The 14,925-nt window shown below is 46.2% G+C and carries 17 protein-coding genes; 4 read left to right on the top strand and 13 right to left on the bottom strand.

Annotation, left to right across the window (positions count from 1 at the left end):
* Window positions 1-4: 4 nt before the first annotated feature.
* The 9 genes from cas4 to ABCW47_RS04540 all read right to left on the bottom strand — a co-directional run bounded on the left by cas4 (window position 5) and on the right by ABCW47_RS04540 (window position 9,083).
* Window positions 5-664, bottom strand: coding sequence for a CRISPR-associated protein Cas4 (cas4, locus tag ABCW47_RS04580; protein ID WP_343209595.1), 660 nt, complete (start codon window positions 662-664; stop codon window positions 5-7).
* Complete coding sequence (gene cas7c / locus ABCW47_RS04575) at window positions 664-1,554, bottom strand: type I-C CRISPR-associated protein Cas7/Csd2 (protein WP_343208679.1); 891 nt, start codon at window positions 1,552-1,554, stop codon at window positions 664-666. The genes cas4 and cas7c overlap by 1 nt, the downstream gene beginning before the upstream one ends.
* Entirely contained in the window at window positions 1,538-3,334 is a 1,797-nt protein-coding gene (gene cas8c / locus ABCW47_RS04570; protein ID WP_343208678.1) for a type I-C CRISPR-associated protein Cas8c/Csd1, read from the bottom strand. The genes cas7c and cas8c overlap by 17 nt, the downstream gene beginning before the upstream one ends.
* Window positions 3,331-3,990, bottom strand: coding sequence for a type I-C CRISPR-associated protein Cas5c (gene cas5c, locus ABCW47_RS04565; protein ID WP_343209594.1), 660 nt, complete (start codon window positions 3,988-3,990; stop codon window positions 3,331-3,333). Before cas5c ends, cas8c begins: the two co-directional genes overlap by 4 nt.
* A 26-nt stretch (window positions 3,991-4,016) precedes the next feature.
* On the bottom strand, window positions 4,017-6,164 hold the full coding sequence (gene cas3 / locus ABCW47_RS04560; RefSeq protein ID WP_343208677.1) for a CRISPR-associated helicase Cas3': 2,148 nt from the start codon (window positions 6,162-6,164) through the stop codon (window positions 4,017-4,019).
* 267 nt (window positions 6,165-6,431) lie between these two features.
* Entirely contained in the window at window positions 6,432-7,037 is a 606-nt protein-coding gene (locus ABCW47_RS04555) for a class I SAM-dependent methyltransferase (protein ID WP_343208676.1), read from the bottom strand.
* Window positions 7,030-8,157, bottom strand: coding sequence for an HNH endonuclease domain-containing protein (locus ABCW47_RS04550; RefSeq protein WP_343208675.1), 1,128 nt, complete (start codon window positions 8,155-8,157; stop codon window positions 7,030-7,032). Before ABCW47_RS04550 ends, ABCW47_RS04555 begins: the two co-directional genes overlap by 8 nt.
* A gap of 33 nt (window positions 8,158-8,190) precedes the next feature.
* Entirely contained in the window at window positions 8,191-8,454 is a 264-nt protein-coding gene (locus ABCW47_RS04545) for a DUF3795 domain-containing protein (protein WP_343208674.1), read from the bottom strand.
* A gap of 32 nt (window positions 8,455-8,486) precedes the next feature.
* Window positions 8,487-9,083 (bottom strand): hypothetical protein, encoded by a 597-nt coding sequence (locus ABCW47_RS04540; RefSeq protein WP_343208673.1) that lies wholly within the window; start codon window positions 9,081-9,083, stop codon window positions 8,487-8,489.
* Between the two features lie 246 nt (window positions 9,084-9,329).
* On the opposite strand from ABCW47_RS04540, the gene ABCW47_RS04535 reads away from it, so the two are divergent.
* Window positions 9,330-9,761, top strand: a complete 432-nt coding sequence (locus tag ABCW47_RS04535; protein ID WP_343208672.1) for a hypothetical protein — start codon at window positions 9,330-9,332, stop codon at window positions 9,759-9,761.
* A 51-nt stretch (window positions 9,762-9,812) separates the two neighbouring features.
* Here ABCW47_RS04535 and ABCW47_RS04530 read toward each other — a convergent pair whose 3' ends face one another.
* From ABCW47_RS04530 to ABCW47_RS04515, 4 genes are all read right to left on the bottom strand, one after another.
* Entirely contained in the window at window positions 9,813-10,688 is an 876-nt protein-coding gene (locus ABCW47_RS04530; protein ID WP_343208671.1) for an effector binding domain-containing protein, read from the bottom strand.
* A 111-nt stretch (window positions 10,689-10,799) separates the two neighbouring features.
* On the bottom strand, window positions 10,800-11,237 hold the full coding sequence (locus tag ABCW47_RS04525) for a hypothetical protein (RefSeq protein WP_343208670.1): 438 nt from the start codon (window positions 11,235-11,237) through the stop codon (window positions 10,800-10,802).
* A gap of 70 nt (window positions 11,238-11,307) precedes the next feature.
* Entirely contained in the window at window positions 11,308-12,366 is a 1,059-nt protein-coding gene (locus tag ABCW47_RS04520; RefSeq protein ID WP_343208669.1) for a DUF4179 domain-containing protein, read from the bottom strand.
* Window positions 12,366-12,866: an RNA polymerase sigma factor gene (locus tag ABCW47_RS04515; RefSeq protein WP_343208668.1), complete on the bottom strand. Its 501-nt coding sequence runs from the start codon at window positions 12,864-12,866 to the stop codon at window positions 12,366-12,368. The genes ABCW47_RS04520 and ABCW47_RS04515 overlap by 1 nt, the downstream gene beginning before the upstream one ends.
* A 156-nt stretch (window positions 12,867-13,022) precedes the next feature.
* On the opposite strand from ABCW47_RS04515, the gene ABCW47_RS04510 reads away from it, so the two are divergent.
* Genes ABCW47_RS04510 through ABCW47_RS04500 form a run of 3 tightly spaced genes read left to right on the top strand, consistent with a single transcriptional unit; the run spans window position 13,023 to window position 14,906 of the window.
* The gene (locus ABCW47_RS04510) at window positions 13,023-13,373 is read left to right on the top strand and encodes a PadR family transcriptional regulator (protein ID WP_343208667.1); all 351 of its coding nucleotides are present in this window, start codon (window positions 13,023-13,025) and stop codon (window positions 13,371-13,373) included.
* Window positions 13,366-13,950, top strand: a complete 585-nt coding sequence (locus ABCW47_RS04505) for a DUF2812 domain-containing protein (RefSeq protein WP_343208666.1) — start codon at window positions 13,366-13,368, stop codon at window positions 13,948-13,950. Before ABCW47_RS04510 ends, ABCW47_RS04505 begins: the two co-directional genes overlap by 8 nt.
* A gap of 44 nt (window positions 13,951-13,994) precedes the next feature.
* Window positions 13,995-14,906 (top strand): helix-turn-helix transcriptional regulator, encoded by a 912-nt coding sequence (locus ABCW47_RS04500; RefSeq protein WP_343208665.1) that lies wholly within the window; start codon window positions 13,995-13,997, stop codon window positions 14,904-14,906.
* Window positions 14,907-14,925 lie beyond the last annotated feature (19 nt).

Raw genomic sequence — 14,925 nt, 5'->3', positions numbered from 1 at the left:
TTCCTCACATATCCGACAAAGTCTGTTCGATATAAGACTGAACATTCTCTGTCTTTCCAAGCTCCGGCATACACAAATCTTTTATGGAACAGGCGCTGCAGCTTTTCGACCATTTTACCTTTGGGGTATATTGCCGTTCATACAGCTGATGCATCTGCTGAAACATAGTTCTCACCTGTTCCTTCCGTTCTTGCGTTATCTCAATCACCTGTCTCCTGCGAATTTCGCCGTAATACAGCGCCCCTTCCGTAATCTGTGTTGACATCATTTCTTCCAGACAAAGTGCCTGCGCCGTCAGTTGTAATATATCTATCTCTGTATCTTTAGGGCTTCCCTTCTTATATTCGACAGGATAAGCACGATAAGTTCCACGATGTCCATGAAGTGTAATTCCATCTTCTTCCCGATAGAATTCAACGATATCACATACGCCGCTGATCCCCATACTTCTGGAATAGACCGGGAGCCCCCTGGAGATAACAACGCCATTTCTTTTTTCCGTCAGAATAGAATCGTGAGCCCTTTTATGCAGCAGTTGTCCTTCTACGGTATGCACATTTTCCTCCCATTGCTGTTCGATATGAATCAAGGCCCACTGGCGCTGACAGAAGGCGAAATGCTGTATTCCGGAAAGCATCAGATAATCTTCCTCTTTGTACTCCATCATATCTTTCTTAATACCTCTACTGATTCAGGAATCTCGTCTTCATGGATAGAGATGGAGTAATCCGTATATTTTCTCGGGTATACCACATTCTCTTTCTTTTTTACTTCCACAGAGTCAAATAATTTATAGGCAGGACAATCTCCTAATTCTTTGCTATGCTTAAATACGATCAATTCCCGCACAGACATTTTTCCTCTTGCAGCGGAATGGTCGATCTCAAACATGTTGATAATCGCATTCCAAAGAAGCTCCAGGTCCTCTTCGGAAAAACCGGTGACTTTTCTTGCCAGATTTGCGGAGATAAATCCTTCTGCCCGATAAAGGGCATAAGGCACAATATTTTTGCGTCCCATTTCTGTACTTTTATTTGCCGCGTCCTTTTCTGTTGTGATGGCTACACGGGTAATTGTAACTTCCTGGCTGATAATCGGATCGATACTTCTGGCAAATCCCAGCTGAACCGGTCCTCTTACCTGCCCGCAGTTTAACGCAGCTTTGACAAAAGTAGTCATGACCGCCCCAAAGGTACGGATATCAAAGAAATTACGGCACATAAAGTCACGAATTTTCCGGTCAATATCCGGGTCACTTTTCTTGGCTTCTTTTGCCGTTTTATCAGTCAGGCCAAATGCTTCGTATGCGGTATTGTCGCTGCGGTTTAGGGGAACATCTTCTTTTATATAGATTTTGTATCCCGGCTCCTCATCCTTTACCGTTTCCACATAGTTCCTTATTTTTCTCTTTAGGCAGACATCTGTTACCAGCCCGTACCCACTTTCCGGATCAATTCTGGGAAGGTTTCCCGCATCCGGGTCGCCATTGGGATTTCCATTTTCCACGTCAAATAAAATAATAAACTCGTATCTGTTTTTAATCGGCTCTGACATCGCTTGTCTCCTCCTTGACCTTTTTCTCGTATTTTTTCTGCATCTGATGATAATATCCCAGCACAAACATTCCCTGCTCCTCCAGCGTCAGCCGCCTCGGATATGCAAGAGTTTCGCCATTTTCGAGAGAAAGTTTCTCCAGAATATTCTGCAGCAGCTTCTCATACCAGACCTGCAGTTTTGGACTGTCTATTTTCCGGATGTGGCTGTTTTTCAATTTAAATAATATAGGGAAAATGGATGCCGGCGTTGCACAGGCCGAATTAAAATACCTGTCCTTGATCGTGGCATTGATTCCAGGATTTGCATCCTGCTGAATGGATTCCAACACCGCGAATGTTCGTCCCAGTGTATAGGGAATATTATTACTCTCTTCATTTAAGGCCACGGTAATCCCCTCCTCTTTCGTATATTCTTCAAAATTCCGAAGCAGATAAGCCTTTATGATTGCCGCTCTGCCTTTCGTAATCTTGTAAATGTGATTGTCCTTGTCATCCTGTTCCGCTCGGATTCTTCCCATTACAGACTGATATAAGGCGCTGGGATACCGGTCGCCGGACAGGATTGCCCGGAAAACAACGCCTCCCAGATTTGGCAAAGGCTTTTTCTCCCTGGATTTTTTATTGACTGTCTCCTGCAGCATTCTCCAGACGCCAAGATATTTTGAACCATCAACGGAAGGACGTATAATCTCCATCCGGTCATAATGTTCCTTTACATGTCTCAGGATGTTGCCAAAGTTATCCTGATAGAAAAAATTCACCGCCAGCCTGGCCGCGTTGGGCGCCAGGCCAAGTACATAGAATTTTTCCGAGAAAGAAATACCCGTTAGGTCTACAGCTTTTCCTGACGCAAGACTCTGAAATATTCCGTCCAGCCGTTCCTGGGCAGATTGCTCCTGCGACGGCATCATAGCTGACTCGAAGGTCATCTGATAGGTTTCTTCGCCACTCTCCGCCCAGTAAACGACAGTCGTATCTCCAAGTTGGCAGACATGCTGCCGTTCCGCTAACATATAATTTAGCGCTGCCGTATAGGCGTTGACCGCTTCATTTCCAACCGGCGCATTATAATTCTGCTCCTTTCCATAAGAACAGAATGCCGGCGAATTAAAAGAAACTATCGCAGCGCCGCTTGGTTGTGCTCCCTGTACTCCTCTGATCAGGCCATGTGTTCTGGCGATCTGTTTCTTGGCTCCGGTCACCATGCAGATGCCAAACTCCCCTTCTTCTGTCCTGGTCCGATAGCTCTCCCAGGCAGCTTTTATTTCCGGGTCTGTATGGACATAACTGTCCTTATACCGGAACACAAGGTTAGGAGCTGCCCCTATCTCTTCTAAAAACGGGGCAATCGCGGGATGGGCGGCGGCTGTCTCCGGATTCCAGCTTTCAAAGAAAGCTCGGACAGCCATAGCCGCCTCACTCCCAGTCTCTTTTAATATTTCCAGATGCTTTTCTTTTGCTCCCTGAAACCTTTTCTCATGAATTTTAAATTCTCCTTCTCCGTCAATCCCTAATAGATACTTGGAATTGTCGCAGAGAAAATTAGAAGAAACTCCTGCTGCCCTAGAAGCCTGCTGGGGTACCACGAGCAGCTGGGGCACCTCCACTGTTTTCTTACCCCGCTCCTCCGGAATTTTTAAGGAAATAATCTGATATAACGTTCCATCAAGTCCAATATCCAGCGCATAGGATGTCTTCGCCCGACACCATCCTTCTCCAGTCACCTTACCCAGATTTACTAATGTTTCGTAGTACCTCACTAATGCCTGCAGAATCATCGGATCACCTCACAATTCCGGACATCCATCACCCCGCCGCGAAGGACAGCCCGAAAGAACTTCGGCTGAATATCTTCCGGATCAGAATAATCAAGGTCGTACAGCATGTAGCCCAGATCCTTCTCCTCTCCCGGATAGGCGGTTTCGATTTCTTTCTCCTCGCACATTGCAAAACTGGCAGGAAACTCTCTGCAACCAAAATAGGGATTGTGATAGCACTCTCCTCTTCTCAGCCTCCGCACGATAATATCCTTAAATTTTCCTGGATTATCGCTGGCGTTAGCTTGCTCCGTCATCTCAAAATGGGCTTCTATCACATACTCCACGTCCTGCAGAACCAGCGAAGCCCTCTGCACAATTTCCTCCTTGCCGCACTGATATAATTCCTTTTTATTCCCATTCATAACACGAAGAACATTGCTTCCCAGTATTTTATTTTTCAACTCATTTCTACGGACACTGGTAAAATGAATCGGCCTGCACACATATATTTTGTCAATCACCCATCTCATTCCCGGGTGCCAATAAACCGCTTCCAGAATGCCCCGGGCGGCGGACGGCGTCATCACATCATAGCTGCAGCGTTCTACCTTCATTTCCGGCCGGGTAAAAAGCGCCATACCGCCCCACACCCTGACCTTAACTCCCTGACTCAATGTCATTCACTCCTTCCTGTTTCTGTTTAGAAAAATACGGCATCCCCCCTGTTAACCTCTATTTTTAATCCTGCTTCTTCTGAATAATCATCTAAATTCCGAAGAAGAGTAACTTCTTCATCCAATTCCTCCAGCATTCCGGCCGCCCTTAAATTTTCATAATCCTGCTCATATACGTTCACACTGTACTGTCCTGCCTTCCGGACTAATTCTCTTGACCGCAGGCCCAGCCGCAACTGTCTGATAATCTCTGCCGCTGTCTCCTCCTTTTCGATCAGAACCGTTCTGGTATTCGATTCAATTAAATGAAACTCCTCCCCAATCCGACGGAAAGGAAAGCTTTTTAATGAAGCCTGTTCAAATGCATCTATGATCCGTTTTCTATCCAGACTGTCTCCTTTTAAATCATGGAGACGGTCAAAATAATCCTTAATTGCCTCCAGAGATGATACATCTTCGTAATCCCTTAGTATCTGACCGGATACCCCAATAGGTTGTTTCAGCGCGGAAGGCAGACGGATTGTCCCACCCTCCTCCATGGTAAACAGATAGGTGATACAATCTTCGGCTTTTCCTCTGCCTTCTCGATTGCATCTTCCGGCCGCCTGTATCACTGAATCGATTCCTGCCAGCTCCCGGAATACGGCGGGGAAGTCCAGATCAACGCCGGCTTCCACCAGGGACGTGGCAATCACCAGACAGGGTTTATGGTTATCAAGGCAGTCTCTGATCTGCTTTAATACCCTTCGTCTATGTTTTGGATACATAAGGGTGGACAGATGAAACACACCGGTTCTTCTCTCTTTCAGGACATCATACAGGGCACGCACCCGCTTCCGGCTGTTCAGGATGCAGAGCGACTGCTCCTGTTTTTCCAGTATCGTTAACAATTCTTCCTGGTCAAGCTGTCCAAAATTTTTTAACACCGTCCGTTTAAAAAACTGGTACTGCTCTTCTACTCTGGGACAGATTTCTCTGCACGTTATTTCTTTCGGAAATAACTTCTGAAGCGAAGGCTGGGTCGCCGTGCATATGACTGCTGTACTTTTATAATTACATACCAGTTCTGCAATTGCTCTCACACATGGCTTTAAATATTCCGCAGGAAGCATCTGAGCTTCATCAAATATGATGACACTTTTTGATATATTATGTAATTTACGGCATTTAGAAGATTTATTTGCAAACAGTGACTCAAAGAACTGAACATTGGTAGTCACAACCACAGGCTTGTCCCAGTTTTCTGCTGCCAGCTGTTTCAGGTTCAGTTCTTCCTCACCGCTGTATTCCACGTTACTATGATTTTCCAGTACATTCTGTTCCCCAAGCCAATCACTAAACACCTTTGCATTTTGCTCAATAATACTTGTGTACGGAATCACATAAATAATTCTATTCAACCCATGGCGTACCGCGTGAGCCAGTGCAAAAGCCATGGAAGATATCGTCTTTCCCCCGCCGGTAGGGACCGTTAAACTATAAAGTCCCTGATCCCCCGCTCCCATCTCCAGACAGCTTCGCAAAATTTCAGAACGCCTGCCGTTCACTGAATTTATATCCGTATTTTTCAGCCAAGGTTCTATTTTTACCTGTAATCTGGCAAAGAGTGTTTCCATCGAATCAAATATAGATCTTTTTATCATTCCGTTTGACATAAACTGTTCCGTATTCAGAAAATCCGCATCTACCAGACAGGAATAGATCATTCGTATGAAAAAAGAGACACTGAAACCACCTTTTCCTATTGCTTTCAAGGGCGGAACAGGAAAATGAGGAATCTCTACCTCTGTCTGATAAATCCGATAGTCTTCCACCGGTTTCTTTAGCCTGCCGCATAAGGTAGGCGAATCGGCCGTATCGGTCTCACTTCCACCGTCGGAAAGGCCGGCATGATGTCCGGCCACACAGTACGCAGCCATCAAATTTCCTGATTTATTCAATTCCAGGCAGCCTGCAGTGGAATGATCCACTCGTTTTGGACTGCCATGAAGACGATCCTGAAATCCACTTGTATATTTACCTATATCATGTAATAAACCGCTCCCGTAACCCCAGGCGCCACAGTTAAAATCCTCCGCAAAGCTCTCCGCCAGACCTGCTGTTTCCTTCAAATGGTCAATTAGAAGCTGCTCTTTTCCATCCTCACTGATATGAGCCAAATATTTTTCCTGCATATGAAATAGTTTCTCCTGTAAAATGATTTGTTGTATAGATTAGGGTGCGAGTGTAGCACCAAAGATGCTTTAGGTAGTTTTAAATATTATAATATATTTTGTCATATAATAACAGATATTGGCAAATATTTTTTTGTTTTTAGTATATTTTGCACAATTCAAAATGTATTCGACAAAATTCAGCAGAGTCATGACACAAATACTCAGACAAATCAAAAAAAAGAGACACCGGTTTTATCGGCATCTCTTCAGGAATTCTAAGCAATATTAAATTTTATCCACTCTCTCCGCCACAATATTCAGCCACCGCGCCTTTCTCTCCGGCCTTACATCAGCGGTCAGCTTCCACTCCAGCCTGCAAAATCCATTTTCCGGACAGAATAAACCTGGCAGATCATCTTCTGTATAATGCTGGAAAACTCTCCCCTCCTGCTCTGCCTCGCCTGTTCCATATTTAAAGGAAGCGTACAGAATTCCATGCGGTTTGAGCGCCGTCGCAATTCTTCTTAGTATTTCCGGTAGGGCTTCCCGCTCCACATGCAGCAGGGAAGCACAGGCCCAGACGCCATCGTATTCCTCAATATCCTCCAGTTCTTCAAATCGCATACAGCGGACTTCTCTCCCAAGCAGTTTGCCCGCGATTCGGCACATTTCCGGTGAACCGTCCGCCGCTGTGACACGGAAACCTCTGCCTTCAAAGTAGCGGCTGTCCCTTCCGGAACCGCAGCCCAAGTCTAAAATATGGGCTCCCGGCTTGATCCGGCTCTCAAATGGTTCATACAGGCTTGATACATCTGCCGTCCGGGTGGAGCGGGCATAGCCTTGTGCATATTTATTGTAATAGTTAAGTGTTTTTTGTACCGGATTATCCATGGTATCTCCAATCCGCAAAGCCCTGATTTTTTGCGGCCTGATAAACCGGCAGCAAAATAGTACGGAGATTATCGGAGAATTCCTTTTCACAGAGTCCTTCCCGGTAAAGCTTCATCTCGGCCTCCCCGCTGTTGACATGTTCTCGTTTGCAGCTCTCAAAGAGCTTATGTACTGATTCATACTTCCAGTTCAGCCGGTAGGCCTGATATTCTGAATGACACAGTGGGACAAAATAGCGTTCCCAGTCCGGCAGGGCATTGCTTTTGCTGCTGTTGACACTTCGGATGGTCGGTGTCAGATTCCACAATTCATCATGGGCCACGTAAGACCAGGGGACAAAATGGTCAATAGACACCGCTTCTTCCGTCAGGATTTGCCCGGAATAGATATCATGAACCGGTTCCAGGTCAACAATTGTCTTCCAGTACCGCTTTACCCTTTCCAGCTTCCGCTCCGCAGGCGGCCTTAACTTGCTGGAGATACCTGGGACACTAGGGTTGCGCCGTTGGAGATAAAGAATCAAATTATATTGAATCCAGCCTGACAGGATTTCCTGATTTTTTCTCATATAGGAAGCCCAGTCCTTCTGCACCCGAATCCGGCTGTCCAGACCTGAAATGCCCACAAAATAATAAATCAGCTGATCTCTTTGATTGATCCGCCTTGCCAGTTCCTCAGGCCTTGCCTTCCAGCAGGTATTGCCGCGGAAATCCGGCATAAACGGGGCCTGAAGCCGGAACGGCACATGCTGGCAGAGGGTGCGCTTATATTTCTTTAATTCACTGTCCTCGGACTCTTCTAAGAAAGCCAGAATCTTTTCCCGTTTTTCGCTGGATTTTAAACCGCTGATCCTGCCGGCGCAGCTGACTGCCGCCTCCAGCAGCGTATCAGAGGGGCCCAGATTCAGCCGATATTCCTCTACCATGTACCAGGCGTCCGCAATCATATGATTGATCAACGTATCGAACGATATTTCTTCCCGCGCGGTTTCATCCCGGCCCGCCGCCATTTCTTCCAGGATAGCTTTAAACCAGAATATCTTATAGCTCTCGCTCATGTTGTCAAACAGGCGGGACAAATAAGAAATATTTAGCCCCGAACGTTCCGGCAGTCTGACCATAATCCTGTCCTCCCTGCAGCCTTTCACCTCTTGCTAATTATTTTCCGATGCCCAGATCCTTAGCTGCTTAAGCTTCGGCTCCGGATCATATCCTTCCTCCACACCCATAGTGGCCAGCATATCACAGGGAAAGTCAGCACATTCCCCGCAGTGGTTCAGCTTCTTTTCCTCACAGCAGGATTTCACTGCACATTCACTTCCCCAGAAAGGAACTTCCATATTCAGGCAGCCATCACAGTGAACCTCATCCTTCCCGGTGCACTGGCTGCAGCAAATACCACATCTGGATTCAAACATACTTAAACTTCCTCCTTTATCTGCTTGTAGTCTTACATTTGCAGTCCGTATGAACTGCGGTCCGCATTATTTTTTGCCTCGGTCAGCAGGCTCACGTAAAGATCCGCCTTCTCTACCGCCTCTGCCCCGATTCCCGACTTGGTACTGACCATACGGTTCGAAATCAACGTCGGCATTGTGATCTTTTTGCCATCCAGATAAAAAACAAACCGAATTCCCGTCATAGTGGAAGCAATGGTCTTGATCCTGTCGATTCTGGATGCGCTGAAAATCTGAATCTCAAACGGATTGTAGGCCGAAATAAAGCCCAGCATCCCTTTATTTACATCTATGTACAGCGTACCGCCCCGGCTCTTAAAGGAGCTGTTAAACTGGTATGGATATTCATTTAGTCTCTTTGCGGTGCGCTTTACAAAAGGTGAAGATAAGCTTCCCCAGGCAATCATCATAAGCAGTATGATCCATACAAAGAACCCAAAGAATACAAACATCATCAAAACTGTCTCCACTTTTATCTCCGCCGCAAAAGCACACACCACCACGGCGATAGTCAGCGGCAGTACAATGCCGATTAAAAATAGAATCAGCAGATACGAAGATCCAACTCTTTTAAACTTCTGTGTTTCCATATTGTTACCCTCCCATTATTTCCCGGACACCGGCTCAGATCCGGTCATGCAAAGCCATTTGGCTCCTTCGTCCGATTTATAATCGCTGTTTTGACAGCTATATTAAGTATAGCATATTCCTGTCGATTCTTCACTTATCATGACAAATTTTTCCCTTGTATCAAAAACAGCGGCTTTATTTTTAGAGAATATTTACATTCGTACTCTATTGTGAGAAAATAGCTCATAAGGGAAGGGGACATACATATGGCAATCGTTGGATTGACAGGCTGCTTAATTTGTTTTGCTGGTTTTAATGTTCTTCTGTTTCTGAAACGTGAATCTCTCAGACAGCAGAAAAAAATCAAGCCTCAAATGCTCTATGCCGGCTTGATTTTCCTGAATGGAATTCTTGCTTTCGCGGTCGGGATTCTATTTTTACCTAAAATCCAGGGCTCAACTTTTCTATTCATACTGGTGACGTTCGTCTTGTTTATACTGGCAGGCTGGCAGATTATTAACTTGAAAACAGATACCGATATTTTTTCCAAAATACGCAGTTTGTTTATACATATTGTTTACTTCGTATTAATTGTGGTAAGACCGGAAAATAAAGCTGCGGAAATGCTGTTTAAAATAGCGATTGCAATATCTTTCTTGTTTGAAATGGGCTATTATTTTATAACAAAAGATGACTAAAGCAACAGGAGTGCTGCAAATAACCGCAGTACCCCTGTTTTATCCTTCTCTCTACTCCTTCGCCGCTACCGACAGCCATATCTCACAGTGAAAATCATTGGAATGAATCTCATCGCCGGGATAGACTTCGATACACATGCCGCCGGACGGCTGATAGGCGCTGGTCGGAAAAAACTCCGTATAAATTTGTTTCCAGAGATTCTGGAATGCATCAGGCATCGCCCCTGTACAGGGAAATACTGCCCAGGTGCCCGCCGGCACCTCTTCCACCGTCAGGCCATGTACCGGTTCCCCTCCGCTGTAGGCAGCCCCTATGGCGTAATCAAAATCCCCTGCCAGAGGATTGTCAAAGCATATTCCCACGATTGATTTTCCAAAGATATTGTCCGGACTGACATACCGGCACAGGTCCTCGATCGTTCCGCTTGTGTTTGCTTTTTCCCAAGCTTTATGAATACTGTCCGCCGTTATCTCCACACCGCCGGGAAATCGTTCTTTTCTTGCTATCACCTGAAACGCGTCTCTCTTTTCAATTCGGTAATCCATTGTAATTCCTCCTTCTAATACTAGTTTTACCGAAAGTCGGGAAAAGGATCTCAGCTTCGCCTCCCTGGAGCGTGCTGCCGTGGGGCTGACCCCATGGAAACGGGAAAATGCTCTCGCAAAGCTCTCCGGACTGTCATAACCATATTTCAGTGCAATATCGATCACTTTGCAGTCCGTGGATTTAAGCTCGTTCCCGGCCAGTGTCAGTCGCCGGCTCCGGATATATTCTCCCAGTGTGCAGCCGCATAGGATACCAAAGACTCTCTGAAAATGAAAATTCGACGAACAGGCCTGTTTCGCGATCTCTCCATAATCCAGTTCTTCCAGCATATGATCTTCCATGTAGTCGATGGCATTCTGCAATGCATTGCTCCAGTTCATTTGCGTCCCTCCTTTGTTTCGGTATACTCAGTATAGTAGAAAGACGAAATCGTTTCCTGATAGTTTGTGCTCCTTCATGCAAGGCGGCTGCGGCCTCGGAAATATATATGATCAGCGTTCCGACATATACTTTGCCGCTTCTTCCGGCGTCAGCCGTCGCACCTGCGTATCCGGAAATTCCCGGTATTCCCCGGCAGTATAGGCAGGCAGCATGGTTTCACAGACTTTATCCCTGTTCTTTTTCAGATAGGCATCCAGTTCTTGTCTGCCTCTGAATATTTTGTAGGAAATTCTGCCCTTCGCTCCCTTGATTTCGTATATGCCGCAGGCGGTTTTCTCCGTGTAGTCGGCGGTTCTCAGGTATAGCTTCGCTATTTCCAGGGATTGGAAGGGGAAGTTCCACCTCTGCAGGCCCCTTTTTTCATCATGCTCAATACAGATACAGCGTCCGCAGGTTCCGCAGATGTACTGGGTATGGTTATTCAGGCAGTCCAGCGGATTTAACAGGGGAGTTATCCGGTTTTGTTCGGTATAACACTCTTCACACATAGCAACCTCCGTTTTGATTTTCCTCTATCCTACTATGTGTCCAAACTACTGTCAAACAATTCGTTTTTCCTTATTCCTCCAGCCGGAACGTCACTTCCCAATCTCCGGCTATATTCCCTTTCAGTTCATGGAAGATCCCATAAAGCCTGTAGTTTTCCAGATCCTCCAATGGACCGTTAAAGTAGAATTCATAAAACATATAGGAAACCCCGTCTTTTTCCTCGTGCCAGGAAACCGATGCATCCTCGTAGCGTTCCTGCCCGTTTTCATCCACAAGAAACGGCTCTACATGCCGGTCCGCATGCTTGAACTCTCCCATACAGATCTGTAAACGCAGTGTCTGATCCGCATAGGCCAGACCGGTTATGGTGAACCCCTCGGGATCACATTCATCCAGTTCTTTCCCGTCTATCACTCCCCTGGAGGGTCTGGGATCATCCCTGCCTTCCAGTTCTGTTTCCTCAGAGAATAAATCTTTCACGCTGGTGCCGCTCCCTCCGCTTAATGTTACCTGTTTCGTCCGGACCGTATCGTCCAGACCGGTCAGAGGGATATCCATCTCCTTCTCTGTAATAGAACTGAGTATTTCATAGGTATAAAAGGTCAGCTTATCCCGGTCAAATGTGCCGCTCGTCTCCACATCCAGTTTAAAATAAGCTTTCCCGGTTGCTTCGTCATAATCCAGGAATGAACATCCCCCCATAACACTGCTGCCGCTGCTGCTTTTCAGGCCGTATCGGTCATAGAAATCAGCCTGACCGCTGATCCGGTCCCCCTCCACATCCTGAATGGATACATAGACTTCGGCTCTCTTTCCTTCTATCTCAATGGCTTCTACTTCCATCCGGATTCCCTGGTCCGTACAGGACTTGTTCACCGGAATCAGCAAATCTGCAAGTCCTGGTGAAAATTGCTCTACAGCTCGGTAAAACCCTGGAATATGGGCAGCGGCCGCGGGTACGGCGGTACACAGGATCAGCGCCGCCGCGAATACTGCCACCACCGGTTTCACAATTCTCATAGTCCTGCCCCTGCGGAGCTGGCCTTCGGTTTCTCTCACAACACCCGCCACCAGGCCCGCGTCGGGTTTAATTTGATCATAACTTCGCTTATATCTCTCCTGAAACATTATAATTCCTCCTTCAGCCATTCCTTCAGTATCTGTCTGGCTCTGGTCAGCTGGGTCCGTACCGTGGATGGTTTTTTTCTCAGGATATGGCTGATTTCCTCTATACTCATATCCTCATAATAAAAAAGATGAATAACCACACGATACTTTTCCGGAAGCTGTTTGACGGTTTCTAAGAGCTCTCTGTCCTGTTCCGGCAGATCAAAAGGATTTGTTTCTTTTCCTTCCTCCTCCGTCCATTCTGTGATCTTGTTTTTCCAGGCAGATTTCCATAGATTTTTACAGCAGTTTACCGTCACCCGAATAAACCAGGCCTTCTGATGTTCTATATTTTCAAATTTAGGTTTCTTCTGAATATACCGATAAAAAACCTCCTGGTAAATGTCATCGGCATCATACCGGTTTTTTACCAGGGAATACGCCAGCCGGTATACCAAATCGGAATACGCTTCAATTGTTCTTTTCCGCAAATCATCCGTACGCAATGATTCGTCATACATGCTCTCACCATCCTCTCATAGATCATACAATCGAGCCGTTAAAAAAGCTACAGCACCAGGGCAAATAAATTTTTCCAGCAATTCGGAACCCACTTGACTACTATTACGTTTCCTGATATATTTATTACAGTAAACGTAATAAAAAGAGGTGAGAATTTGCGGGATCATGTAAAAGGCGGCGCGCTGACGGAGGTAACATTTTTTATCCTGCTCTCTCTGTATACGCCCAGACACGGATATGCGATCATGCAGTTTATTGAAGAACAGACAGAGGGCCGGCTGATCCTGGGGGCAGGGACGCTTTACGGAGCATTAAATACATTACTTGAAAAGGGTTGGATACAGCCCTGCGGGCCGGATCAGGGCCGAAAGAAAGAGTACATCATTACCGGCGAAGGCCGTGCCGCTGCGGAACAGGAATTTGCCAGGCTTAGCCGGCTGACCGCCACGGCACGGGAAATCATGCATCCGGACACATCGGGACAGGGGAGGAAAGAACATGCGTAAGAAATACTATCGTTTCTTCGGAGGATTGCTGCACGCCCAGGAAAACTGGCTGAACCGGATGGCGCAAAAGGGATACCGCCTTGTGCGGACGGAAAAATTATTATATGAATTTGAGCCCTGTGAATCAGGACAGATGCAATACCGCGTGGAATTTATCGGAGAAAAGGCAAAAGAAAAGGCGCAGGATTACCGCTTTTTTCTGGAAGATCTGGGCTACCAGGTCTTCTATAAGAATATCAACCTGAACTATTCCGTCGGGAAAGTCCGCTATCGGCCCTGGGCAGAGCCGGGCGGCCGGATCGCCACCAACTCCACCACCTTTAACCGGGAGCTGCTGATCGTCGGGAAAGAGAATGACGGTAAACCTTTTGAACTGCATACATCCCTTGAAGATAAGCTGTCATACTGCCGCAATCTGCGGAATCCCTGGCTCTGCTTCGCTTTATTATTCGGTTTTCTGGGTATTATGAATTATAACATTGTCTTTCTCGTCGGAGCTCTCTTAAACCTGATTATCGTTCTTATTTATCAGGTCCAGATTACAGCTTTAAAACGGGAGGCAAAAACAAAAGAATAACAGGTTTTATCGCCTGATCAATACAGAAATGGCAGGAACAGCACATGAAAATTGACCGTTTGATTGGTATCATCACTATTCTGCTGCAGCAGGACAAAGTAACCGCCCCGGAACTGGCGGCACGCTTTGAGGTATCCCGCCGCACCATCAACAGGGATATCGAAGACATCTGCAAGGCGGGAATACCCCTCGTCACAGTACAGGGCTATGGCGGCGGTATCTCCATTGCAGATGGTTATAAAATAGAGAAATCCCTTTTTACAGCTGACGAACTCCAGAGTATTCTTGCAGGACTGAAAGGAATCGACAGTGTATCAAAAACTTCTTACCTTGCGTCTCTGCTGGAAAAGCTGTCCAGCAAAGAAAACCGTGTTGCCGCGGAGGGCATTATCGGCATAGACCTGGCATCCCACTATCAAATACCGCTTACCCGTAAGATTGGCTTAATCAAAGAAGCGATTCTAAACAAGCATCCCATCTCCTTTCGCTATTATTATGAGAAAGGGGATTGCCGGCGTACCATTGAGCCCTACCGGCTGGTTTTTAAATGGTCCTCCTGGTATGTATTTGGGTATTGCCTTGACAGGAAGGCATTCCGCCTGTTCAAGTTAAACCGTCTCTGGGAATTAAGCAAGTCAGATGAGGTGTTTTTATCAAGAGAAATTCCTCTGGCAGAACTTAATTTTGACCGCTTCTTTGCACAGGATACCATACGCTTAAAGGCAGTCTTTGCTGAAAGTGAACAATACCGTCTGATCGAGGAATATGGCATCGAATGTTATTCTGTGCTGGATGAGAAAGGGCTTTTATTTGAACGGGAATTTGTAAGTTATGACGCGATGCGGGAATGGATATTGAGTTTTGGGGATAAGGCCGAAGTACTGGAGCCGGAGAAATTAAGAGATGATCTGCGGCGTCAGGCTGAGAATCTGCTGGAAAAATATCGTAGGACATGACATACAGCTGTCGTGTTGC

Source organism: Anaerolentibacter hominis, from assembly GCF_032380675.1.
In the GTDB taxonomy this organism is placed as follows: Bacteria; Bacillota; Clostridia; order Lachnospirales; family Lachnospiraceae; genus Anaerolentibacter; species Anaerolentibacter hominis.
The sequence above is the reverse complement of the archived record's forward strand: the minus strand, read 5'-3'. Positions and strand labels throughout refer to the sequence as shown.